Origin of the sequence: Streptomyces afghaniensis (genome assembly GCF_044327915.1) — a bacterium.
Lineage (GTDB): Bacteria > Actinomycetota > Actinomycetes > Streptomycetales > Streptomycetaceae > Streptomyces > Streptomyces afghaniensis.
Genome location: NZ_JBIRGJ010000003.1, coordinates 534,768 through 557,686 on the forward strand (window position 1 = coordinate 534,768; position 22,919 = coordinate 557,686).

General features: G+C 71.8%; 18 protein-coding genes. 11 read left to right on the forward strand and 7 right to left on the reverse strand.

Translation table 11 applies throughout. The features are described 5' to 3' along the window. Window positions 1-87: 87 nt before the first annotated feature. The 4 genes from ACH4G3_RS12820 to ACH4G3_RS12835 all read right to left on the reverse strand — a co-directional run bounded on the left by ACH4G3_RS12820 (window position 88) and on the right by ACH4G3_RS12835 (window position 5,551). A complete protein-coding gene (locus ACH4G3_RS12820) occupies window positions 88-1,494 on the reverse strand; it encodes an extracellular solute-binding protein (RefSeq protein WP_397624479.1) in 1,407 nt (468 codons plus the stop codon). Beyond that, complete coding sequence (locus ACH4G3_RS12825) at window positions 1,494-4,013, reverse strand: caspase family protein (protein WP_397624480.1); 2,520 nt, start codon at window positions 4,011-4,013, stop codon at window positions 1,494-1,496. The genes ACH4G3_RS12820 and ACH4G3_RS12825 overlap by 1 nt, the downstream gene beginning before the upstream one ends. 4 nt (window positions 4,014-4,017) lie before the next feature. Beyond that, entirely contained in the window at window positions 4,018-4,353 is a 336-nt protein-coding gene (locus tag ACH4G3_RS12830; RefSeq protein ID WP_397624481.1) for a hypothetical protein, read from the reverse strand. A gap of 136 nt (window positions 4,354-4,489) precedes the next feature. Further along, window positions 4,490-5,551, reverse strand: coding sequence for a serine/threonine-protein kinase (locus tag ACH4G3_RS12835; RefSeq protein WP_397624482.1), 1,062 nt, complete (start codon window positions 5,549-5,551; stop codon window positions 4,490-4,492). Between the two features lie 174 nt (window positions 5,552-5,725). Between ACH4G3_RS12835 and ACH4G3_RS12840 the strand changes: the two genes are divergently transcribed. Together ACH4G3_RS12840 and ACH4G3_RS12845 are read left to right on the forward strand one after the other, a co-directional pair. Beyond that, entirely contained in the window at window positions 5,726-6,166 is a 441-nt protein-coding gene (locus ACH4G3_RS12840) for a hypothetical protein (RefSeq protein WP_397624483.1), read from the forward strand. A 93-nt stretch (window positions 6,167-6,259) separates the two neighbouring features. Then, on the forward strand, window positions 6,260-7,228 hold the full coding sequence (locus ACH4G3_RS12845; RefSeq protein ID WP_397624484.1) for a hypothetical protein: 969 nt from the start codon (window positions 6,260-6,262) through the stop codon (window positions 7,226-7,228). Here ACH4G3_RS12845 and ACH4G3_RS12850 read toward each other — a convergent pair. Further along, window positions 7,125-8,471, reverse strand: coding sequence for an aminotransferase-like domain-containing protein (locus ACH4G3_RS12850; RefSeq protein ID WP_397624485.1), 1,347 nt, complete (start codon window positions 8,469-8,471; stop codon window positions 7,125-7,127). The genes ACH4G3_RS12845 and ACH4G3_RS12850 overlap by 104 nt on opposite strands. Before the next feature lie 78 nt (window positions 8,472-8,549). Between ACH4G3_RS12850 and ACH4G3_RS12855 the strand changes: the two genes are divergently transcribed. Further along, window positions 8,550-9,389, forward strand: a complete 840-nt coding sequence (locus ACH4G3_RS12855; protein WP_397624486.1) for an alpha/beta fold hydrolase — start codon at window positions 8,550-8,552, stop codon at window positions 9,387-9,389. 42 nt (window positions 9,390-9,431) lie between these two features. After that, entirely contained in the window at window positions 9,432-10,433 is a 1,002-nt protein-coding gene (locus ACH4G3_RS12860; protein ID WP_397624487.1) for an endonuclease/exonuclease/phosphatase family protein, read from the forward strand. 72 nt (window positions 10,434-10,505) lie between these two features. Here ACH4G3_RS12860 and ACH4G3_RS12865 read toward each other — a convergent pair whose 3' ends face one another. Beyond that, window positions 10,506-12,587 (reverse strand): PhoX family protein, encoded by a 2,082-nt coding sequence (locus ACH4G3_RS12865; protein WP_397624488.1) that lies wholly within the window; start codon window positions 12,585-12,587, stop codon window positions 10,506-10,508. 562 nt (window positions 12,588-13,149) lie between these two features. Between ACH4G3_RS12865 and ACH4G3_RS12870 the strand changes: the two genes are divergently transcribed. From ACH4G3_RS12870 to ACH4G3_RS12885, 4 genes are all read left to right on the forward strand, one after another. Beyond that, window positions 13,150-14,856 carry a VWA domain-containing protein gene (locus tag ACH4G3_RS12870; RefSeq protein WP_449657600.1) on the forward strand — a complete coding sequence of 569 codons (1,707 nt, stop codon included), beginning with the start codon at window positions 13,150-13,152 and terminating at the stop codon, window positions 14,854-14,856. Between the two features lie 111 nt (window positions 14,857-14,967). Beyond that, window positions 14,968-16,584, forward strand: a complete 1,617-nt coding sequence (gene metG, locus ACH4G3_RS12875; protein WP_397624490.1) for a methionine--tRNA ligase — start codon at window positions 14,968-14,970, stop codon at window positions 16,582-16,584. Between the two features lie 126 nt (window positions 16,585-16,710). Then, complete coding sequence (locus ACH4G3_RS12880) at window positions 16,711-17,076, forward strand: PH domain-containing protein (protein WP_020270419.1); 366 nt, start codon at window positions 16,711-16,713, stop codon at window positions 17,074-17,076. A gap of 132 nt (window positions 17,077-17,208) precedes the next feature. Next, window positions 17,209-18,108 (forward strand): hypothetical protein, encoded by a 900-nt coding sequence (locus ACH4G3_RS12885; protein ID WP_397624491.1) that lies wholly within the window; start codon window positions 17,209-17,211, stop codon window positions 18,106-18,108. A gap of 68 nt (window positions 18,109-18,176) precedes the next feature. Here ACH4G3_RS12885 and ACH4G3_RS12890 read toward each other — a convergent pair whose 3' ends face one another. Continuing rightward, a complete protein-coding gene (locus tag ACH4G3_RS12890) occupies window positions 18,177-19,520 on the reverse strand; it encodes an MFS transporter (protein WP_397624492.1) in 1,344 nt (447 codons plus the stop codon). 197 nt (window positions 19,521-19,717) lie between these two features. Between ACH4G3_RS12890 and ACH4G3_RS12895 the strand changes: the two genes are divergently transcribed. The 3 genes from ACH4G3_RS12895 to ACH4G3_RS12905 all read left to right on the forward strand — a co-directional run bounded on the left by ACH4G3_RS12895 (window position 19,718) and on the right by ACH4G3_RS12905 (window position 22,919). Continuing rightward, on the forward strand, window positions 19,718-20,722 hold the full coding sequence (locus ACH4G3_RS12895; RefSeq protein ID WP_397624493.1) for a FecCD family ABC transporter permease: 1,005 nt from the start codon (window positions 19,718-19,720) through the stop codon (window positions 20,720-20,722). Continuing rightward, window positions 20,719-21,786 carry a FecCD family ABC transporter permease gene (locus ACH4G3_RS12900; protein WP_397624494.1) on the forward strand — a complete coding sequence of 356 codons (1,068 nt, stop codon included), beginning with the start codon at window positions 20,719-20,721 and terminating at the stop codon, window positions 21,784-21,786. The genes ACH4G3_RS12895 and ACH4G3_RS12900 overlap by 4 nt, the downstream gene beginning before the upstream one ends. A gap of 89 nt (window positions 21,787-21,875) precedes the next feature. Further along, window positions 21,876-22,919, forward strand: coding sequence for an ABC transporter substrate-binding protein (locus tag ACH4G3_RS12905; RefSeq protein ID WP_397624495.1), 1,044 nt, complete (start codon window positions 21,876-21,878; stop codon window positions 22,917-22,919).

The following is a 22,919-nucleotide window of genomic DNA, read 5'->3' on the forward strand; positions in this document are numbered from 1 at the left end:
CGGATTGCATGGTCAGTGCGAAAACGACGCTACCCACGGGGACAGACGTAAGCAATGGAGGAAATGTGAACATCACCGGGAGGAGATTCAACCGGGCAAAATCTTTCTCAACGCCTCGTCAAGGCTTTTCGCGACCTCCGCGTCACCCGGCCGGCTTCCGCCCGGTCCTTTCGGCGGGCCGTACAGGGCGTCGAGTTCGGTGGTGATGGTGTGGGTCACCGCTCCGTAGAGCGGAGTGCGGGGGCGGTGCACCGCCTCGCGCAGGGCCGGGAGCAGGATGTCGCGGGAGTAGCTGGTGCCGTCGGCCATCCGGTCGGGGGCCATGCGGGCGGTGCTCTCGCCGCTGGGCGTCGCCGAGGGGCCCTCGGCGTACGCGGGGGCGTGCCCGCACTCCGGGGCGGTGCCGGGCTCCTGGTAGGCCGAGGTACGGGTCGCGGCGAACCCGGCGCGCAGCAGGCAGCGTTCGCTGTCACGGTCGGTGAGGAACGCGATCAGTTCGGCGGCCTTCGCCGCGCGCTGCTCGGACGTGGCGGAGGTGACGGCGAGGTTCTGGCCGCCGAGGACGGACTTGCCGGGCAGCCGGGCCACCCCGAGATCGGCCCCGAAGGTCTCGTGCAGGGTGGGGTAGACGTACGGCCAGTGCCGCAGGAAGGTGGTGCGGCCCTCGGCGAAGGCGCTGAGCGATTCGGCCTCGCGGGACCCGGCGGCCCCCTGCAGGAGGTACGGCGGCTCCGTGCGCTCCCGGAGTTCGGTCACTCCCGCCGTCAACTGCTCCTCGGTGGCGACGTAGTCGCCGTCGTCGTCGGTGAGCCGAAAGCCCGCTCCGGCCGAGGCGAACGCCTCGATCGCGTTGACGGTACGGCCCTCGTAGGCGGCGAGCTGGGTGGTCCAGATCGCCTCGTGGTCCTTGATCTCGGCTCGGTCGAGGGGGACGAGCAGTTCCCGGAGTTCGTCCCAGGTGACGTCTTCGCCGAGGTCGGTCCGGGAGGCACTCGCCTTCACCAGGTGGTCCTTGCGGTAGTACAGCAGGCCCGCGTCGCTGTTGAAGGGCACCGCGTACCGCTTGCCGTCCCAGTACGAGGTGCTGTCCACGGACGCGATGAGGTCCTCGGGGTCCTTGACGGCCGAGTCGCTCAGCGGGCGGATCAGGCCCGCGTCGGCGAACTCCGGGATCCAGGTCACGTCCAGGTTCACCACGTCGTACTCGGCGCTGCCGGACTGCAGGGCGCCCAGCAGCTGGCTGCGCTGCTGGTCGGCGGAGCCGGGCAGCTCCACGAGGCGGGCCTGGTAGCCGTGTTCGCCCTCCTTGGCGTTCCAGGCGTCGATGAGCTGCTGGCGGATGCCGTTCTTGCCGGTGACGTCCTGGCCGCTGGCCACCACGATCCGGGGGGAGGGGTCGGCGCCCGGCTGCTGCTGCACGCCCCCGGCGGTGCAGGCCGCGAGCGTCAGCAGCGACAGCAGGGACAGCGCGGCGGCCGTCAGGCGTCGGGCCATCATTCCTCCCCCGTTCCGGTGCGGGCGACCTCGTCGCGCAGGGCGGGCACGAGATCGTCCCCGGCGTCCAGGCAGCGGCCCCGGCCGGCCTCCGCGATCCGGGTGCCGGGGCGGTCCCGGTCGCAGGCCCCGCTGTTCAGGGTCACCATGGCCACGGGCACGCCGGCACTCCGGGCCCGGTCGACCGCCTTCTCCAGTCCGCCGCCGGTCAGCCGGTTGTCGTCCTCGCCGTCGGTGAGGTACACGATCAGCTGCGGCCGCTCGTCGTCGGCGCCGCGCTCCCGCATGAACGCCAGGGCGTCCAGCAGGGCGGCGGACGGATCGGCTTCCGCGTCCCGCACCCGGGCGGCGTCCAGGGCGCGCTCGGCGTCCCGGCGGGCGTGCGTGCCGAACCTCAGGAGGTCGGTGTGCGTACGCTCCTTGAGACCGTGCACGGCCCACACCCCGTACTCGTCCTCCCCGCCGAGCCCGGTCAGGGTCTGCCTGAGGATGCCGGGGCCGCCGCTGGGTCCGTCCCACAGGCCGGCCATCGAGCCGGAGCTGTCGAGGAGGAACAGGACCCGGCCGGGGCCGTGGGCGTCGCCGTAGTTCTCCAGCGCCGTGTCCATGTCCTGCGGTTCGGCGGAGTCCGCCGGCCGGGCCTCGTCGATGAGCCCGTCGGGGGCCGACTTGGCGTCGAGCAGGCGCCGCTCGCCGTGCGCGGACCTGAAGCCCTGCCCGCCGAGCACCCGCCGGCCCTCGTCGCCGGTCAGCCAGGAGCGGAAGCGGGCCACCTCGGCGTCGCGCGCCTCGGCGTCCCGCTCGCCGTCCTCCCAGCGCACCCGCACGAACGTCGGCTCCAGACCGGGGACGTCGTCGGGGTAGGCCGCGGTGCGCGGGGCGCGCGTGGCCGGGTGGCAGCCGACGCCGCTGCGCAGCAGGAACTCCGGTACCAGGGCCGCGCTGCGGTCGTCCACGGCGTCGACGTCGGGCAGCGTGCACAGCAGCCTGGCGGCGGAGGGCTCGGGCCGGCCGGAGCGCGTGAGGAGCCGCTCCGCGCCGCGCGCGTCGGCCTGGCCGCCGTACAGGCCGGCCGTCGCCAGCAGCGCCGCGTCGGCGAACTCCGGGTCGGGGCGGTGTACTTCTGCTTCGCCGGGCGCCTTTTCGAGGTCGGCGACCAGTTGCGACAGCGACTGCCCGGTGGGCTCGACGGCATCGTCCAAGCCCTCCGGGACGGCCAGGACGACCGGCGAGTACACGAACGGCCGCGCGTCCGGCTCCAGCCGGGCGAAGACGCGGTCCTGCTGGGCCGCGGTGACCCGGCGGACGTCCGCGCGGGTGCCGGGTATCCACACGTCGGGCTGCGGGCCGATGTCCCGCTGCGGGTTGTCGTCGTCGCGCGGCTGCTGCCAGGCGTCGGTCCGCTTGCCCAGCGCGGTCACCACACCGGCGGCGCCGGCGCTGTAGACGGTGACGCCGCTGCGCCGGCAGCCGTCGTCCGTGGTGTTGGCGTCCGAGGCGACGTAGCCGTCCGCTGCCGCCTTCATCGCCTGCTCCAGGTCGGGGTCGGTGAGCAGGCGCAGCTCCAGTGCCGGGCCGCACGGGCCGGAATCGCCGGCCAGGACCAGGACGCCGTAGCCGCCGGCGCCGGTGGCGAGCAGCGCCAGCACAATCGCCAGGCCGGTACGGCCGAGTCGTTCGAGGGCGTTGCGGGCACGGGCGAGCGTGCGCCGGAGCCACAGGACCCATGGGCTGATCGGGGGGTCCGGCTTGCGCCTGCCCACCGGGCCCGCCGCCAGCAGTACGTCCGTGTCCGGGTCCCAGGGGGGAGCCAGCGCCTGCGGCCGCTGCGGGTCGTCGTCCTCCGCCTTGTACTTCGCCTCCTCCATCCGCTGCTTCACTCGGGCGTACAGCTTGGAGAGCCAGGTCTGCCCGCCCTCGTCGAGGACGTGCACGAGTTCCCGGGTGAACGGCGTCGGGGCGTCGGCGTCCCCGCCCAGGATGCAGCGGTTGGGCTGCACGCTCATCAGCAGCAGGACCTTGTGCTTCTTCCGCTTCTGATCGTCGAAGCGGTGCCAGATTCCCGCGGCGTTGCCCGCGTAGCAGCAGTCGAGGATCACCACCACCTGCTCGGCGCGGCTCTCGACGAGTTCGCCCAGCACCTCGGTGAAACTCACCGAGCCGGGCAGCCCGTCGCCCGTGAGCACCCGGGCGGTACGCATCTGCAGGTGCAGCTCGTTGCCGGAGGTGGAGGTGACGGCGTGCCCGGCGAAGTAGAGCAGCAGCAGACCCTTGGCGTCCTGGCAGGCGCGGCGCAGTGCCCCCGTGAACTCGTCCGGCGTCGGCGAGGCCAGGGCCCGCACCTCGTGCGCACCGAACACGTTGCCCCGGTGCAGCGCGTCCTCGAGTGTCCTGCGGTTGTGCCGCACGGCGGGGAGCTGGCCGGTGACGCCCTGTGGGTCCGGTGCCGTGTGGTCGTACTCGGACACACCGACCAGCAGCGCCCGGTTCACTTCGCCGCGCGGGTCGAAGCGAGTCACCGGCCTACTCCCCGTCGGTGTCCAGCGGGCGGATCTGTGGCTGGGGATCGCCGCCCTGGAGCCTGCGGCGGTTGTTCGTCCAGGTCTTCACCGCGCGTGCGGTGTACTCGGTCAGTGCCGCGATCGTGACGACGTCACCGAGCAGTTTGAGGACGAGTTCGAGGTCGGGCCCCAGCCGCCCCTTGGTCCCGTCCGTGCTCGTCTGCGCCTCGATGCTCAGCTTCTTCTCGGAGAGCAGTTCCGCGAGTGGCTCTTCCCGTTCCAGCCACGTCTTCAGGGCTCTGACATCGTCCACGGTCCCGCCGGCGCCCAGCCGGACGCGTACGCCTAAGACAGCCACTTCGTCCCCCTCTGTCATCCCGACATCATGACACCGGGTCAGGCTTCGGCGGCAGACCTGTGACGCGACCTGGGCAAGCGATTGCACGCCCCCTTCACGCCAGGCGCACACGGCGCACGCGGCAGGGGGTGTCCCCCTACACGTGGGTCTGCAACTGCCTCAGCTGCCGCTGCACATGGTCGAGCGCCCCCTCACGGCGCCCGGGGACCCGGCCGCGCAACTCGGCGAGCGCCGTGCCCAGTTCGCGGGCGCGGGCGGGGTCGTGGATCTGGCCCCACTGGTGGTGGGCACGGTCCACTGCGGCCTCGACGGCGGGCGCGTCCGGCGCCTGCCCGGCGTTCAGGCGGACGGTGGCCACGGTGAGCCAGGTGTGGCAGCTGCGGCCCGCGTCCCCGGCGAACATCGCCAGGTCGGCCCGGACCTCGGCCCAGTGCAGGGCCTCCTCGGAGGCGGGCCCGTGCGCGGCGACGGCCGCCTGCTCGTGCCGGGCGGCGAGCGCGTCGGCGTCGGAGTGGCGGCCGGACTGGACGGCGGCGGTGATGGCGGCGTGCGGGTCACCGGCCGAGGGGCCCGGCGTGCTCAGCACGAGGTCCGTGCCCGCGCTCTCCGGCGCGATCCGGGCCAGCGCCTGCTGGTGCAACTGTTCCACCGGGGGCCGGAACCCGCTGCGCAGGATCGTCGCGACGGCCTTCATGTACGCCGGCGCCGCGACCGTGCGTCTGGACGGCGAGGGCGCGATGCGGCCGTAGACGGCGTTGCCGCGGCCCGAGTCCAGCGGCGTGCCGCGCAGCAGTTCCCAGGTCTCGGCATCCGCGTGCAGGTCGAGCAGGAGGGTCGTGGCGCCGGCCGGCCGCAGGCGCAGTTCGTCCCGGAACCAGTGCCAGGGGAAGGCCGTGTAGCGGGCGGTGGACGCGGTGGTGCGGGCCAGCGCCAGGTGGGGCAGGCGCTGGCGGCGGTCGAGCTGGAGCTGGCCGGTGACGTACACGGTGAGCGGGCCGGGCGCCGCCGCGGCGGCACGGAGCCGGGTGAGGACGGCCTGCGGCTCCAGGGGGTCGGCGAGTTCGACGACGTTCGCGGTGTCCGTGCCGGCCAGCACACCGGGCGGGACGGCGGCCAGGACGGGGAGCACGGACGCGGCATCGACCAGGCGCCCCTTGCCCACCGGCGAGGCCGCCAGCAGCAGCACGGTTCCGGGCATCTCGTCCCTCCCCCTGTCGATCACGTACCGCAGCACCGTAACCGCTGCGGCTGCAAAGGAGGGCCTCAGGACCGCAAACGTCCGCCTTCGAGGGATTCGCCCCGTCCGCCGACTTGCCAGCGGGTTCCCGCCGGTGTGCCCTGGTAGGCAGGGCGGGGAGAGAGGAGAGCTCTCATGGCTCATGCGGCACCCACCCGGGCCGAGGTGACCACGCGACGCCGTACACCCGATGTCTTCAGCCCGCGCACCCACGCCATGGCGAAGGTCGCGGTACCCGTCGTCCTCGGGCTCGTCTACGGCTACTGGGCCGCGGCCAACCGGCGCGACGCCGGGCCCATCACCGGCTGGAACCTGCTGTTCGGCTTCCTCACCGCGCTCGTGTTCGCCGTGCTGTTCGCCGCCGTGCGGGAGGTCGCCCCGCGGCTGCGGCGCGAACAGCACGCGCTGCTCTGGTTCGCCTTCACCGGCTGCGCGATCGGCTTCCTCTACAGCCAGACCGGCGGGTCCGTACTGAAGTCCACCGGCATGGGGGTGGTGGTCGGGGCCGGCGTCTTCGTGACGGTGTTCTACCGCTACTACACGCACGAGGACGCCACCGGCCGGCGCCTCGACTGACTCGGTACCGGCACGACCCGTTCGGCTCGGCATGCGGGGCCGAATGCAGTCACGCCGGTCGCGGACCGGGCCGGTGGCGCCTTGCCTGGAAGGGTGTCCGAGCACGACCGGGCGCCCGGACCCGAGCAGGCGCCCCTCCGACCGCGGAACGCCCTGTCGGCCGTTCTGCTGGCCCTCGCGTGCCTGCTCGTGCCGTTCGCGACGCTCGCCTCCTGGGCGGCGCACGGGCTGACCGACACCGGCCGCTACGTCCGTACGATGGCGCCCCTCGCCGCCGACCCGGACGTACGGCGCGCGGTCGCGGACACCCTCGGGGACGGCATCATGCGGGAGGCCGGGCACGAGCTCGACACCGGTCCGCTGCGCGGCACAGTCGGGCCCTTCGTGCACGACGCGGTGCGCTCGTTCACCCGGACCGAGGCGTTCCGCGCCGGGTGGGACGCGGCGAACCGGGCCGTCCACGACGCCGTGCTGCGCGCCCTGCGCGACGACGGCCCACGCGCCGACGCGGTCACCGTCGACCTCGCCCCGGTCGTCACCCGGGTCAAACACCGGCTCGCCGCCGACCACGTGCCGTTCGCCCACCGCATCCCGGTCCCGCACGCCCGGGTCCCGGTGCTCCCGGCCGACGACGTGGACCGACTCCGCAGGGGATACCACGTGCTGGACACCGCCGCCTTCTGGCTGCCGCTCGCCGCCGCCGTGTGCGCCGTGACCGGGACCGCCCTCGCCGCCTGCCGCCGCCGCGCGGTCACCGCGCTCGGCCTCGGCACCGCCCTGGGCGGCGGACTGCTCGTCCTGGCCGTCGCGATCGGCCGCCGCCTCACCCTCGCCGACCTGCCCGACGCGCTCCACCGCGCGGCCGCCGGCGCGGTCTACGACGCTCTGACGGCCACCCTGTCGACGGTGTCCTGGCTGCTGCTCGCCTTCGGCCTGACCGTGGCGCTCGGCTCGTGGCTCACGGGCCGGTACGGTCCCCGGCTCGCCTCGCGGCGACGTGCGCGAGCGTCCGCAGCGCCCGCCGCAGATCCGCCTCCGGAACCGACCCGAGGCCGAGCCTGACGGCGTCGGGCGTGTGGCCGGGGGCGACGGCGAAGGCGGGGCCGGGCGTGACGGCGATGCCGTGCGCGGCGGCTGCCGCCGTGAAGGTGTCCGCGCGCCACGGGGCCGGCAGCTCCCACCAGGCGAAGCAGGCGCCCGGCTCGGACCGCACGGCGAAGCCCGCGAGCTCCTCGGCGAGGATCCGCTGCCTGCGCGCCGCGTCCGCCCGCTTGGCCGCCACCAGCCGCGCCACGACCCCCTCCCCGGCCCACCGCACGGCCGCCTCCAGCGCGAACCGCCCCGCACTCCACCCGCCCGACCGCACGGCCTCGGCCACGGCCCCGACCCGGTGCGGCGGCACGACGAGGAAACCGGCGGTGAGCCCCGGTGCGACCCGCTTGGACAGACCGTCGACGACGTGGGTGAGGGCGGGCGCGTGAGCGGCCAGCGGATCACCCGGCTCGTGCAGGAAGGACCAGATGCGGTCCTCCACCACCGGCAGGTTCAGGTCGTGGACCAGCTGGGCGAGCTGCAGCAGACGCGGGCGGCCGGTCGTCAGGGACGTCGGGTTGTGCAGCGTCGGCTGCACGTACAGGGCGGACAGCGGCGCCGAGCGGTGTGCGGCGGCAACGGCCTCCGGCAGCAGCCCGGCCGCGTCACCGGCCAGCGGCACCAGGGTGATGCCCAGCCGTGCCGCGATCTCCTTGACCAGGGGATACGTCAGCTGCTCCACCCCGACCCGGCCGCCCGGCCGGACCAGGGAGGCCAGCACGGCGGCGATGGCCTGCCGTGCGTTGCCGGTGAACAGCAGCCGGTCCGGGGCCGGGCGCCAGCCGGGAGTGGCGAGCAGCGCGGCCACGGCCTCCCGGGCGGGCTCGGTACCCGTGGCGGCGGCCGGGAGCAGCGCCTCGGCCAGCACGTCGGGACGCAGCAGCGGCGCGAGGACGGGGGCGAGGAGCTCGGGCTGGCCGGGCGCGCTGGGGTAGTTGAGCTCCAGGTTGACGAGGGCGTCGCCCGGGCCGGGCTCGGCGAGCGCCCGCCCCGCCGGCCGCTCCGGGGCGGCCCGTACGAAGGTGCCGCGCCCGACCTCGCCGACGACCAGCCCGCGCCGTACGAGTTCGCCGTACACCCGCCCGGCCGTCGACGAGGCGATGCCCCGGCGCCGGGCGAACGCCCGCTGCGGCGGCAGCCGTTGGCCGGGCTTCAGCCGCCCGCTGGCGATGTCGTCGGCGATCCTGTCCGCGATACGGCGGTAGTCACCCATCGGTCGTCCTCCCCCTGGATTGCACCGAGAGCAAAGATCTTATTGCACCGAGTAGTTGGAGCTGCCTAGGGTCGTCCCATGGCACCCTTCCTCGCATACGAGGACAAAGGACCCGTATCCCCTCGGCAGCCCCTTGTCCCCCTGGTTCTCGTCCACGGCCACCCCTTCGACCGCACGATGTGGGCCCCGCAGCTGCGCACGTTCTCCGCGGCCCGCCGCGTCATCGCCCCCGACCTGCGCGGCTACGGCGCCTCCCCGACCGCCCCGGCCCTCACGGACTTCTCGCGGTTCGCCCGGGACATCGAGGCCCTGCTCGACGAACTGGGCGTGGAGTCCTTCGTCCTCGCCGGGCTGTCCATGGGCGGCCAGATCGCGATGGACTGCTACCGGCGGTTCCCCGGCCGCGTCCGCGGCCTGGTCCTGGCGGACACCTTCCCCGCGGCGGAGACCCCGGACGGCGTCCGCACCCGCGACGCCATGGCGGACCGCCTGCTACGGGAGGGCATGCGCGGCTACGCCGACGAGGTCCTGGAGCGGATGGTCGCCCCCTACGCCCCCGCCGAGGTCAAGGCCCACGTCCACCGCATGATGACGGCCACCTCCCCCGAGGGCGCCGCCGCGGCCCTGCGCGCCCGCGCCCGGCGCCCCGACTACACCACCCTGCTGACCCAGGTCCGCGTCCCGGCCCTGGTCGTCGTGGGAGCAGACGACACCTACACTCCCGTCTCCGACGCCCGCGCCATGCACGCCGCCCTCCCGGACGCGGCCCTGCACGTGATCGAGGGCGCGGCCCACATGCCGAACCTCGAACGCCCCGAGGAGTTCGACAAGGCACTGGGGGAATTCCTGGCCCGCGTCGACGCACGGCCCGGGGGCACCGGGCGGCAGCAACCTTCCACCGCCCCATCCCGTCTTTGAGGGAGAATTCGGGCACCCACCCCGCGAACGGAAGGCCGGGCCTTGGACACCGCCGCTGCCGAGTGGACCACCACCGACGGGCCGGACCACCGTCCGCCCCGACGGCGGCCCGGCGCCTGGTGCGCCGCCCTGCTGCTCGCCGCGGTCAGCGTGGCCGTCGGCTTCCGCACCGCCGACAGCGACGGCATCACGCCCGTCCCGCAGATCCTCGCCTTCCTCCCCTGGCTGCTCGCCCCCACCGGCCTGGCGCTGCTGCTCGCCCTGCTGTCCCGGTGGTGGCTCGGGACGGTCTGGGGCGTGCTCCTGCTCGGCCTGCTGGCCTGGTTCACCGAGCCGTACGGCAAGGTCGGCGACCCCGTCGGCCGCCCGGTCGCCGACCTGCGCGTGCTCACCTCGAACGTCGAGTTCGGGCAGGGCACCGGGCCCCTGCTCGCCGCCGTCCGCCGCGAGAAACCGGACATCGTCTTCGTACAGGAATGCGAGTACACCTGTGACGCGCGCCTGAAGAAGGACCTGGCGCAGGACTATCCCCACCGCCGGGCCGTCGAGGGCGGCGGCTCCGAGGGCTCCGTCATCCTCAGCCGCTTCCCGCTGCGGCCCACCGACGGCGTCCCCGGCACCATGGGCATGCCCGGGGCGGTCGCCGACGTCGACGGGCATCCCGTACGGCTCCAGCTCGCCCACCCCATGCCCCCGCTGCCCGGCCAGCTCGACCTCTGGCGCACGGAGCTGGACGCCCTGCGCGACGCGGCCACGACCGACCCCGGCACCCCCCTCGTCCTGGCCGGCGACTTCAACTCCTCCCAGGACCACGCCGCCTTCCGCCGCATCCTCGACACCGGCCTGAGCGACGCCGCCCGCCTGGACGACGCCGACCGCACGGCCACCTGGCCGGCCCGGACCGCGCCGACGTTCGGCACACAGATCGACCACGTCCTGGTGTCGAAGGACTTCGCGTCCGACCGCACGCGCTTCCTGGACCTGGCCGACACGGACCACCGGGCGGTGGTGACGGACCTGACGCTGTACGCGGACAAGTCCTGACACTGCACGCGGACGAGTGTGGGGGACGCCCGACGGGCGCCCCCCATGAGCACCTCTGCGGTGGCTCTCCGCTCAGACGCCGATGTCGCAGCCGTCGGCACGCCACACGGCCACGACCGCCGGCCGGACGTACTTCCCCGGACCGTCGGGCCAGGTGCTGGCCGGCTTCTCCACGGACGCGCCGTCGATCTCGCCCGGGTGCTGCACGGCGACGAGGACCCGCCGGTCCTGGATGATCGGACCGCAGGTCTCGGCGCCCTTCGGCACCGTCAGGAACTGCTTCAGCTCACCGCGCCGCTCGCCCCGGGTCGCCACGCCGAACAGGCCGTCGTGCGAGCCGAGCTGGGCGCCGTCGGTGGAGATCCACAGGTTGCCGTAGGGGTCGAAGGCGACGTTGTCCGGGCAGGAGATCGGGCTGACGCCGTCCTTCGGGAACCCGGCGAAGTAGGTCGCCGGGTCGTCCGGGTCACCGGCGACGAGGAACAGCGACCAGGCGAACTTCGTGCTCTCGGGCCGGTTCCACCGCTCGGTGAGCTCCAGGACGTGCCCGTGCTTGTTGGCGTTGCGCGGATTGGCCTCGTCCGCCTTGGCGTTGGAGCCGACACCGCGGTTGGAGTTGTTCGTCAGGGCCACGTACACCTTGCCGGTCACCGGGTTGGGCTCGATGTCCTCGGGCCGGTCCATCTTCGTCGCGCCCACCTTGTCACCGGCGAGACGGGTGAAGACGAACACCTCCTCGGCGCTCATCCCGTCCACGTGCGAGACGGCACCGTCGGCGGTGGCGGTGGCCAGCGGAATCCACTCGCCGCTCCCGTCGAACTCACCGTCGCCCGGCAGCTTGCCCGTGCCGTCGATCTCGATGGCGGGGGAGTCACCGGTGAGCTTGGCGACGTACAGCGTCCCCTCGTCGAGCAGGGAGAGGTTGTGCTCACGCACGGCCCTGCTGCTGCCGTGCCGCATCCGCTTGCTGCCGACGAACTTGTAGAAGTAGTCGAACCGCTCGTCGTCACCGGTGTACACGACGGGCCGCCCGTCCGCCGTCATCCTGACGGTCGCGGCCTCGTGCTTGAACCGCCCCAGGGCGGTGTGCTTGCGCGGCGTGGAGCTCGGGTCGTACGGATCGAACTCCACGACGTACCCGAACCGGTGCACCTCGTTCGGCTCCTGAGCGACGTCGAACCGCTTGTCGAACCGCTCCCACTTCCGCTCGCTGGCCCCGGTCCCGATGCCGTACCGCTTGTCGGTCGCCCGGCTGCTGTTGGCGAAGTACTGGTTGAAGTTCTCCTCGCCGTGCAGGGTCGTGCCCCACGGCGTCACACCGCCCGAGCAATTGTTGAGGGTGCCGAGCACCTTGGTGCCGGTCGGGTCGGCGGAGGTCTTCACGAGCTCGGACCCGGCGACGGGCCCGGTGAGCCGGAACTCGGTGGTGGCGGTGACGCGCCGGTTGAGCTGATGACGCGTGACGGCGGTCAGCTTCCCGGTCTTCCGGTCCCCCTCCACGACGACGGCGGACAGCCCGTGCGCGGCCCAGGCGATCTCCACCTGCTCGCGGGTCGGGTTGGCGGCGTCGTACCCCCGGAACATGAGCACCTCATCGGTGTACTCGTGATTGGCGACGAGCAACTGACGCCCACGCTCACCCGGCAGCGGAAGCAGCGCGAGAAAGTCACAGTTGTACCCGAACTGCCCGGCCTGGGCCTTGGCGGTCTGCTTCTCCGGGTCGAAGGCCGGCGCACCGCGCAGGATCGGCTCGCCCCAGCGGATGACGACGTTCTGCCGGTACCCCTCCGGCACGGTCACGGCGTCGGCGGTGTTGGGCGCGACCGGCGCGAAGCGCAGCCCGCGCGCGCCCTTCTGGGTACGCCGGGCGGCCTCGGCCGGCGCCGCTCCGGCCGGCGCGGCACCGGCCTGCGGAGCCTGCCCGACACCCACCGCCCCCGCGCCCGCCGCGGCCACGGTCACCACGGCCGCGGCCCGCATCATCGACCGACGGCTGAGCGCACCGGCGATCACGTCACCGACGTACTCGTTGGAGCTGGTGTTGGGCACCTCGTGGAAGCAGGCGTCACCACACCGGAAACGACAGGTCAGGGCGGACCGGCCGCCAGGGTGTGATCCGGACGGCGTTCCGATCAACGGCAGCAGCTTGCGCACTTTGCTCTCTCCTTGGATGCCCTTGGTGTCAGCGTGACCGTAGGGGCACATATGTGCGGCAGCCGGGCGCCAGGATGAACAGGGGGTGAACCTGCGGCAGCCTTACGGCAGTTACGGCGATTCAGCACGGCGACACCTTCGCAGGCCGGATGTCCCTCTTGACAGCGCGGACCGCCCACCCCCGACCCTGCCCAAGATCGCCCAGGAGGGCCGCTAACCTTACGTGTCCGTCCTGGCCAGGGATTGACGGGCTTCAACTCACGCGAAGGGTTGCGCGCACATGGGCATTCTCACTCTCTTGCGGAACGCGTTCGGACGGTCACGCAAGTCACGGACCGCCGAGGCGGAGGGTGCGGCGCAGACCACGACGACGACCGACACCCCGACGCCCCCCGCGACGGACCAGAAGGTCCCGTCCCCTTCCCCGGAACCCACCCCCGACCCGACACCCAACGTCCCGGGCCCCCGAGACGAACACGACCTCGTGTCATTGGCCTTCGACCGTGTGACGGTCCCCAGGCCTACGCGGTCCGGCGAGGGGGAGCCGGGGGTTGAGGAACCGGTGGCGGCCGAGGAGCCGCAGGGTGTCGAGGAGCCGACGGTCGCGGAGAAGCCGGCGGCCGTTGAGGAACCGGCGGTCGCCGAGGAGCCGGTGGCGGAGAAGCCGCAGGTCGTTGAGGAGCCGACGGCGGTGGTGCGGGAGGCGGAGGCTGAGGCCAAGCCGGCGGACGCCGACGAGCCGACGGACGCCGATCAGCCGAAGGAGACTGCGGAGCCCTCCGACCCGACCACGGCGGAGCAGGCGACGGTGCCGGAACCGGCGGAGAAGGCGACCCAGACGGAGCAGCCGACCGTCACCGAGCCCCCGGCGCCCGAGAAGGCCGAGTCGTCGTCGACCCCCGAGCCCACAGCACCGGAAAAGCCCGAGGACGGCCCGGAGACCGAGGTACAGACCGAGTCCCCGGCAGCGACGGAGCCCGAGCCCACGTCCGAGGCCGACCCGAAGCCGGACCGCGAGCCCGAGGCGGAGCCCGAGACGCCCGCGGTTCCGAAGGCCGACGCGGAGCCGACGCCCGAGACCAAGCCGACGGCAGAAGCCGAGCCCACGACGGATTCCGAGCCGCCGGCGGATTCCGAGCCGACGGCAGGCCCCGAGACGACGCCCGACGCCGAGCCCAAGGCGACCTCCGACGTCAAGCCGACGCCTGAAGCAGCCACGCCGACCGAGGTGGCACCACCGACCAAGGCAAAGCCGACGGCCAAGGCAACGCCAGCGGCCAAGGCAGACGCGCCCACCAAGGCAGACGCGCCCGCCAAGGCAAAGCCGGCGGCCGAGACAAAGCCGACGGCTGAGACAAAGCCGGAGGCCAAGGCAGACGCGCCCGCCAAGGCAAAATCGTCGGCCAAGGCGAAGCCGGAGGCCCAGGCCGTGGACGCTCCCGCAGCCGCCGACGGCGAGTCCGCCCCACAGGGGCCACCCGCACCCGACGACGAAAGCAGCACGGGTGGTGCGGGTGGGAACGACACGGCCGAAGCCGAAGGCGAGGCCGAGCCGGACGTCACCCCCACCCCCGCCGTCCCCCTCACCCGCCTCAAGACCCGCGCCCCAGGCCTCACCACCGCCTACAAGGCCGCCACCACCACCCTCAAGCAGCACGACCTCACCGGCACCCGAGCCAAGGTCTACCTCGTCCTCGACCGCTCCGCCTCCATGCGCCCGTACTACAAGGACGGCTCAGCCCAAGCCCTGGCCGAGCAGACCCTCGCCCTCGCCGCCCACCTCGACCCCGAGGCCACCGTCCCGGTCTTCTTCTTCTCCACCGAACTCGACGGCACCGGCGAGATCACCCTCCCCGACCACGAGAACAAGATCGACGACCTGCACGCCGCCCTCGGCCGCATGGGCCGCACCAGCTACCACGCAGCCGTCGAAGCCGTCCTCGCCCACCACGACAAGGAAGCCGGTCCCGGCGCCCCCGGCACCCCTGGCACCCCCGGCACCCCCAACACCCCCGCCCTGGTGATCTTCCAGACCGACGGCGCCCCCGACGCCAAGACCCCCGCCACCCAGTCCCTCACCGAGGCCGCCAAGACCCACCCCACCGTCTTCTTCTCCTTCGTCGCCTTCGGCGACCCGGAGAACAAGGCCTTCGACTACCTCCGCAAGCTCAAGACCCCCAACACGTCCCACTTCCTCGCCGGCGAAACCCCCCGCGAGCTCACGGACAAGGAGCTCTACGAGGGCGTACTGGCGAACTGGCGCCCGTAGAAACCCTTAGAACCCCGCAGAACCCCCCGGGGGGTGGACAGGAGCGATGCTGCCGTCCACCCCCCGAAACGCGTGTGAGTCGATCTTCAGCGGACCAGTAGGATTTCGACCATGGCGGCCACTGGATCCGAGAAGCAGGGGGCGAAGGCGTACTACGTCTCGACCCCCATCTACTACGTAAACGACGCTCCTCACCTGGGCCACGCCTACACGACCGTCGCAGGCGACGTGCTCACCCGCTGGCACCGCCAGCGCGGCGAGAAGGTGTGGTACCTCACCGGCACGGACGAGCACGGTCAAAAAATCATGCGCACGGCCGAAGCCAACGGGGTCACCCCCCAGGCATGGGCCGACAAGCTCGTCACCGAAGCGTGGAAGCCTCTCTGGGAGCACCTGGAGATCGCGAACGACGACTTCATCCGCACCACGCAGAAGCGGCACACAGACCGCGTCCAGGAGTTCGTCCAGGACCTGTACGACAAGGGCGAGATCTACAAGGGCGGCTACGAGGGCCCGTACTGCGTCGGCTGCGAGGAGTACAAGCTCCCCGGCGAGCTCCTCGACGGCGAGGGCGAGTACGCGGGCCAGAAGCTCTGCCCGATCCACAAGAAGCCGGTCGAGATCCTCAGCGAGGAGAACTACTTCTTCAAGCTGAGCGAGTACGGCGAGAAGCTCCTCGCCCACTACGAGGCCAACCCCGGCTTCATCCAGCCCGAGTCCGCGCGCAACGAGGTCGTGAACTTCGTACGGCAGGGCCTGCAGGACCTGTCCATCTCGCGCTCGACGTTCGACTGGGGCATCCCGATCCCCTGGGACGACAAGCACGTGATCTACGTGTGGGTCGACGCCCTGCTGAACTACGCCACGGCGGTCGGCTACAACGAGAACCAGGCCAAGTTCGAGGAGACCTTCCCGGCCGACGTCCACCTGGTCGGCAAGGACATCCTCCGCTTCCACGCGGTGATCTGGCCGGCGATGCTGATGGCGCAGGGGCTTCCCCTCCCCGGCAAGATCGCGGCCAACGGCTGGCTGATGGTCGGCGGCGAGAAGATGTCGAAGTCGAACCTGACCGGCATCAAGCCGCAGGACCTGACCTCGCACTTCGGCGTGGACGCGTACCGCTGGTACTTCCTGCGCGCGATCGCCTTCGGCCAGGACGGCTCCTTCTCCTGGGAGGACTTCTCCGCCCGCTACACCAGCGAGCTGGCGAACGACTACGGCAACCTGGCGTCCCGCGTCGCGGCGATGGTCGGCAAGTACTTCGGCGGCGAGCTGCCGGCGTCGACGGCCGACGGCGAGGCGGAGCAGGCGATTCACGACGGCCTTGCGAAGGCGGTCACGGAAGCGGACCGCCGGATCGGCGAGGACCTGGACTTCCAGGGCGGCATCCTGGCGGTCTTCGACTTCGTCAAGCAGGTCAACGGCTACATCACCGAGCAGGAGCCCTGGAAGGTCGCGAAGGACACGTCCGACGAGGGCAAGGCCCGCCTGGCCACGATCCTCTACACGGCCGCGGAGTCCCTCCGCGCGGTGGCGGTCCTCCTCAACCCGGTCATGCCGGAGACCTCTCAGAAGCTGTGGGACTCGCTCGGCGCGGCGGACTCCCTCGGTGCCCTCGCGGACCAGAAGATCGGCGAGGCCGGCACGTGGGGCAGGCTCCCCGCCGGCACGACGGTCACCAAGGGTGCGGTCCTCTTCCCGCGCCTGGAGGAGAAGCCGGCGGCGTAACCGGCGTAACACGCTCGCTACAGCACGGGGCCCGGGAGAACGAGAACCTTCTCCCGGGCCCCGTGCTTTGCGAAGATCGCGGGAGACCGGCCCACCCGGCCGCCATCACACACCCGGGGGACTCCCATGGCACTGTTCGGCAACGCACACACCATCGACCCGGCCTCGGCCCAGCACGACTACGCCCGCCTCCTCGGCCACGGCGAACAGGTCCACGCCGCGTTCCTCCTCATCCGCGACACCATCCTCTTCACCGACCGCCGCCTGATCCTGATCGACAAGCAGGGCATCACCGGCAAGAAGGTGGAATACCACTCGGTCCCCTACCGCAGCATCACCCACTTCGCGGTGGAAACGGCCGGCACCTTCGACCTGGACGCCGAACTGAAGATCTGGATCTCCGGCACCCCGACCCCCATCGAGAAGACCTTCACCAAGGGCGTCGACATCTACGAGGTCCAGGCGATCCTGACCCAGTTCGTGGCGAGGTAGCCCCCGCCCACCAGGCCGGGCGAAGTCACCGCGCCCGGCCTCCACCGCACTGAACGTTTCCTCTGCTCCCGAAAGGGTGAACGCGCCCGAACGCCCCGACGGTTGCCGCTTGATCCCTTTACGTTCCCCCGTATGGTCACATCAGCCCACGAGGGAATGCACCGCATCTTCCAGCAACGGCCCGAGGTCCTGAAACCCGTCTTCGATGTGCTGGGCGTCGCGTTACCCGAGAAGGCGACCGTGGACGCGATCACCCCCGACGTGACGGAGACCCGGCCGCTGGAACGCCGTATCGACACTCTCCTGCGCATCAGCACGTCCGACGGAGACGAGTTCCTGCTCGCCGTCGAGGCACAGGAGCGCCGAGACGCCAAGAAGGCGTCGAGCTGGGCCTACTACGTGGCACACCTCCAGGCGAAGTACGGCCTGCCGGTGCTGCTCCTCGTGGTCTGCCGCGACGCACCGACGGCCAAGTGGGCGACCGGCCCCTTCGACTGCGGGACCCGCGGATGGATCACGCAACGCACCCGCCCCCTGGTCGCCGGACCGAACAACCTACCGGTGATCACGGACTCCAGGACCGCGGGGAAGAATCTGGCGATGGCAGCCTTCTCCGCTCTCGCCCACGCACGCAGCCCTCACAGCAGCGCCATACTGGAAGCGCTGAACCGGGCCCTGAACGAAGCGGACGGCGAAACTGCGGACTACGTCTACGAATTCCTGGAAGTGAATCTGGGGAACACCCCAGCTGGAGAAAAGTGGAAGGAAATCATGGGTTTCGTCACGTACTTCCCCGGTCGGGGCACGGTCCGGGAAACGGCGTATCTGGAAGGCAAGGCTGAAGGCAAGGCCGAAGGCGCAGCAGAAGATCGCACAGCGCTGATCCTGCGCGTCCTGGACAAGCGCGGCATCCCGCTCCCCGAGGAAACCCGCGACCGCATCACCTCCTGCACCGACCTCGATACCCTCACCCTCTGGTTCGACCGCTCGCTGACTGCCACCACGGTGGAGGACCTGTTCGCCGAGGGTTGATCAACGCCTGAAAGCCGGGCCCGCCCCACAGCGAGGAGCGGGCCCGCCCCGGATCGGCTCGGTCGTGCCTACCTCACAGCCGCCTTACCCGTCGCCCCCGCGCGATCACCGGCTCCCGCCCGCGGCCCCCTGTTGGTGTGCCGTACGAACGCCACACCCACCACCGCCAGCACAGAAGCCGCCGACAGCGTGTACAGCCCCCCGTTAGTGCTCCCCGTCGTGTCCTTCAGGTACCCGAAGAGGGTCGGTGAGACGAACCCGCCCAGGTTTCCGATGGAGTTGACCAGTGCCAGCCCCGGCGCCGCGATCTTCAGGTCGAGGCCCGACTGGGCCATCGGCCAGAACAGCGTGGCCGCGCACTTGCCGCCGACCGCGGCGAGGGTGAGGGCGGCCAGGCCGAACCAGGGCGAGCCGAGCGTGGCGAGGAAGGTGCCGGTGGCCGACAGGACCAGGGCGATCGCCAGGTAGGGGCGACGGTCCGGGGCCCGGTCGGTGAAGTGGGCCATCGTGTACATCGCGATCACCGCGCAGATCCAGGGGATCGCCGACAGCAGGCCGATCTGGAAGGAGGACAGTCCGCCGATCTCCTCCACCAGGCTCGGCAGCCAGAACGTGATCGCGTAGCCGGTGAGCGCCATCGCGAAGAAGACCGCGGTCAGGACGGCGACCTGGGGATGGAAGATCAGCTTCATCCGCGACACCGACGGTGCCCGGTCACGCGCTTCCTTGTCCCGCGCCACCGCCTCGCTCAGCGCGGTCTTCTCCTCCTGCGTCAGCCACTTCGCGTCCTGGATCCGGGAGACGAGGAAGAACCCGGCGATGAAGCCGACCAGGATCGAGAAGGCACCCTCCAGGGCGAACATCCACCGCCAGCCCGCGACACCGCCCGCGCCGTGCAGCTCCAGCAGCGCGCCGGTGATCGGGCCGGTGACGATGTACGCCGTGGCCGAGCCGCCCAGGAAGATCGCACTGGCCCGGCCCCGGCTGGAGTCCGGCAGCCACTGGGTGAAGTAGAGGAGCACGCCGGGGAAGAAGCCGGCCTCCGCGACACCGAGCAGGAAGCGCAGGCCGTAGAACATCCACACGTTGTGGATGAAGCACATCGCCACGATCACCGCACCCCAGGTGATCATGATCCTGGTCAGCCAGACCCGGGCCCCGAAGCGCTCCAGGAGCATGTTGCTCGGCACCTCGAACAGGGCGTACCCGATGAAGAACAGCCCCGCGCCGAGCCCGTAGGCCGTGGCGCTCACCCCGACATCGGCCCGCAGTTCGTTCTGGACGAAACCCACGTTCGTCCGGTCCATCTGGTTGACCAGCAGCATCAGGACCAGGATCGGCAGCATGCGGCGCAGGAACTTGCCCACCGCACGCTGCTCGGCCTCGGGTATGGCTGCCACAGCTTCTGACATCGTTGTCTCCCCTGCCGACATACGCGTATGCGAACAGCAATCACGTAGGCGGGAACATTACGGAGGGCTTACTTCCGGGTCAATGGGTTGACGCAAATTCCTATATGTGAACGATCGTCGATCAAGGGCGCCGCACCGCTTACGCTGGTGCCGCCTCGGCCGAACCCCGCGCCAGGTGGTTTCCCCGGAGAAGGTGCATGTCAGCAGTCACTCGCCGGCGCATCGGCTGGACGGCCGCCGCCCTGCTCCTGTTGCTTTTCGCCGTCCTGCTGAGCCTCGCCGTCGGCAGCCGCCCGGTCCCCCCGGGCGCCGTCTGGGACGCCCTGGTACACGGCGGGCAGAGCGAGAACGCGCAGGTCGTACGGTCCCTGCGCGTGCCGCGGACGGTCATCGGCGTGCTGGTGGGCGCCGCGCTCGCCGTCGCCGGAACGGTTCTCCAGGGCATCACCCGCAACCCCATCGCCGAACCCGGCATCCTCGGCATCAGCCAGGGCGCCTCGGTCGGCGTCGTCTGCGCCATCACCTTCTTCGGTGTGCACACGCTCACCGGCTACGTCTGGTACGCCTTCGCCGGCGCGGGACTCGCGGCCGTCGCCATCTACGCCGTCGCGGGCAGCGGTCGCGGCGGCGCCTCGCCGGTGAAGCTGGCGCTGGCGGGCGCGGCGATGAACGCCTTCCTCGCCTCCGTCGTCTCGGGCATCGTCACGACCGACGCCCGCGCCCTGGACGAGTTCCGGTTCTGGGACGTCGGCTCGGTCAGCGGGCGGGACCTGTCGATCGCGGGGCAGGTCTGGCCCTTCCTGGCCGTCGGGCTGCTGCTGGCGTTCGCCCTGGCCCGGGGCCTCGACGCGCTCGCCCTCGGCGACGACGTCGCGCGCGGCCTCGGCCGGAACGTGCCGCTGCTGCGCGCGACCGGCGCCCTGTCCGCGACCCTGCTGACCGGTGCGGGGGTCGCCGCCGCGGGCCCCATCGCCTTCACCGGCCTCGCCGTCCCGCACATCGCCCGGGCCCTGACCGGCCCCGCGCACCGCTGGCTGCTGCCGCTCGCCGCCCTGCTCGGGCCGGTGATGCTGCTGCTCGCGGACGTCCTCGGCCGGATCGTCGTACGCCCCTCGGAGGTGCCGGTGGCCGTGATGACCGCGCTGGCCGGCGTGCCGTTCCTGGTCGTCCTGGTGCGGCGGAAGGCGGTGCCCGCCGTATGAGCCCGACCGTGGAGTCACCAGTCCCCGTGACCGCCCGCCCCGCGGGGTACACCGCGCTGCGCGCCGGGCGGTTCAGTGTGCTGCTGCACCGCAGGGCCGCCGTGGTGGCCGTCGCGCTGGCCGTACTGCTGGCGGTGGCCGTGGTCGCCTCGCTGTGCCTGGGCCAGTCGTACGTCTCCCCGGGCGAGGTCGTCCGGGTGCTGCTGGGGCTGCCCAGCCCGGACGAGCTGGTGGTGGGCACTCTGCGGCTGCCCCGGCTGGTGACCGGGCTGCTGGTGGGCGCCGCGTTCGGCCTGGCCGGCGGGCTGATCCAGACCGTCGCCCGCAATCCCCTCGCCAGCCCCGACGTCATCGGCGTGACGCACGGGGCCGGCGCGGCCACGGTCGCCGCGATGACCTTCGGCGTCACCTCGTACGCGGTGCTGCCGTACGTCTCGGTGGCCGGCGGGCTCGGCGCGGCCCTGCTGGTCTATCTGCTGGCCTGGCGCGGCGGCCTGCACGCCAACCGTTTCGTGCTCATCGGCATCGGCATCTCCGTGGCGCTGGCCTCGCTCACCCGGCTGTTCGTGACCAAGGGGGACTATCTGGTCGCCCAGCAGGCGAAGGTGTGGCTGACCGGTTCCCTCAACGGCCGCGGCTACGACCAGGCAGCGCCGCTCGCCACGATCCTGCTGCTGCTCGTGCCCTTCCTGGTGTGGGCGGCCCGGGCCCAGCGCGGCGCGGACTTCGGCGACGACACGGCCGTCGCCCTCGGGATCCGGCTCGGCCGGGTGCGGCTCGGGCTCAGCCTCCTCGGCGTCGTGCTCGCGTCCGCGGCCACCGCCGCGGCCGGGCCGGTGGACTTCGTGGCGCTGCTCGCTCCGCAGATCGCGCGCCGGGTCACCCGCACCCCGCACATCCCGCCGGTGTCCTCGGCCCTCACGGGCGCGCTGATCGTCGTGGTCGCCGACCTGCTGGCCCGCAGGCTGTTCGCCCCGCTGGAGCTGCCGGCCGGCGTGTTCACGGCCGCCGTCGGAGCCCCGTATCTGATGTGGCTGATCGTCAGGAGCCGGACCCGAAGGTGACCGGATCCACACAGTCCGGATACACCCGGCCCACAGGAGTCGCTTAAAGTAAGGCTCGCCTAAGTTCCATAGAGGTACAGGAGTCCGCCATGCCCGTCAGAAGCCGCGGCGCCACCGCTGTCGCTCTCGCCCTCGCCGCCGCGCTCTCCCTGACGGCCTGCGGCGGCTCCTCCGGTGAGGAACCCTCCGGGAAGGCCTCCGCCGGGGCCGGCGACAAGAAGGCCGTCGCCCAGGGCGGCGAGGAGTTCACGGACGCCGCGAAGAAGACCGCGGCCATGGGTACGGACGCGGGGCCCGGGCAGTGGCCCCGCACCGTCGAGCACGCCATGGGCGAGACGGAGATCAAGGCCCAGCCCAAGCGGGTCGTCGTCCTCGACGTCGGCGAGCTCGACAACGTCGTCTCCCTCGGCATCCAGCCGGTCGGCCTCGCCCCCACCGAGGGCTCCCCCGAACTGCCGTCGTACCTGAAGAGCAAGGCGGGCAAGCCCGAGAACGTCGGCACCATCAACAACCTCAACCTCGAGGCGATCGCCGCGCTCAAGCCCGACCTGATCCTCGGCAGCCAGCTGCGCGCCGCCGACAAGTACGACGAGCTCAGCCAGATCGCCCCGACCGTGTTCTCCCTGCGCCCCGGCTTCACTTGGAAGGAGAACTACCTCCTCAACGCCGCCGCGCTGGACAAGACAGCCGAGGCCAAGGCCAAGCTCGCCGCCTACGACGAGAAGATCGACGCCCTGGACAAGAAGCTCGGCGCGAAGAAGCCGACCGTCTCCATGGTCCGCTTCATGCCGGACGGCGTGATCCGCCTGTACGCCAACGCCTCGTTCATCGGCACGATCCTGAAGGACGCCGGTATTCCGCGGCCGAAGAACCAGGACATCAACGACCTCGCCGCCGAGGTCAGCGCCGAGAACATCGACCAGGCCGACGCCGACTACATCTTCACCGGCGTCTACGGCGACCCCAAGGCCACCGACAAGTCCAAGGCCCAGGGCAATCCGCTGTGGAAGAACCTGAAGGCGGTCAAGTCCGGGCACGCCCACGACGTCCCGGACGAGACCTGGTACCTCGGTCTCGGTGTGATGGCGGCCGAGAAGGTCGTCGCCGACCTGGACCGCCACCTCACCGCGTAG

Bases quoted from the DNA above. Each gene is read 5' to 3' on its own strand.
- ACH4G3_RS12820 (WP_397624479.1), bottom strand. From the start codon at position 1,494: ATGGCCCGACGCCTGACGGCCGCCGCGCTGTCCCTGCTGTCGCTGCTG.
- ACH4G3_RS12835 (WP_397624482.1), bottom strand. From the start codon at position 5,551: ATGCCCGGAACCGTGCTGCTGCTGGCGGCCTCGCCGGTGGGCAAGGGG.
- ACH4G3_RS12840 (WP_397624483.1), top strand. From the start codon at position 5,726: ATGGCTCATGCGGCACCCACCCGGGCCGAGGTGACCACGCGACGCCGT.
- ACH4G3_RS12850 (WP_397624485.1), bottom strand. From the start codon at position 8,471: ATGGGTGACTACCGCCGTATCGCGGACAGGATCGCCGACGACATCGCC.
- ACH4G3_RS12855 (WP_397624486.1), top strand. From the start codon at position 8,550: ATGGCACCCTTCCTCGCATACGAGGACAAAGGACCCGTATCCCCTCGG.
- metG (WP_397624490.1), top strand. From the start codon at position 14,968: ATGGCGGCCACTGGATCCGAGAAGCAGGGGGCGAAGGCGTACTACGTC.
- ACH4G3_RS12880 (WP_020270419.1), top strand. From the start codon at position 16,711: ATGGCACTGTTCGGCAACGCACACACCATCGACCCGGCCTCGGCCCAG.
- ACH4G3_RS12885 (WP_397624491.1), top strand. From the start codon at position 17,209: ATGGTCACATCAGCCCACGAGGGAATGCACCGCATCTTCCAGCAACGG.
- ACH4G3_RS12890 (WP_397624492.1), bottom strand. From the start codon at position 19,520: ATGTCAGAAGCTGTGGCAGCCATACCCGAGGCCGAGCAGCGTGCGGTG.
- ACH4G3_RS12895 (WP_397624493.1), top strand. From the start codon at position 19,718: ATGTCAGCAGTCACTCGCCGGCGCATCGGCTGGACGGCCGCCGCCCTG.
- ACH4G3_RS12900 (WP_397624494.1), top strand. From the start codon at position 20,719: ATGAGCCCGACCGTGGAGTCACCAGTCCCCGTGACCGCCCGCCCCGCG.
- ACH4G3_RS12905 (WP_397624495.1), top strand. From the start codon at position 21,876: ATGCCCGTCAGAAGCCGCGGCGCCACCGCTGTCGCTCTCGCCCTCGCC.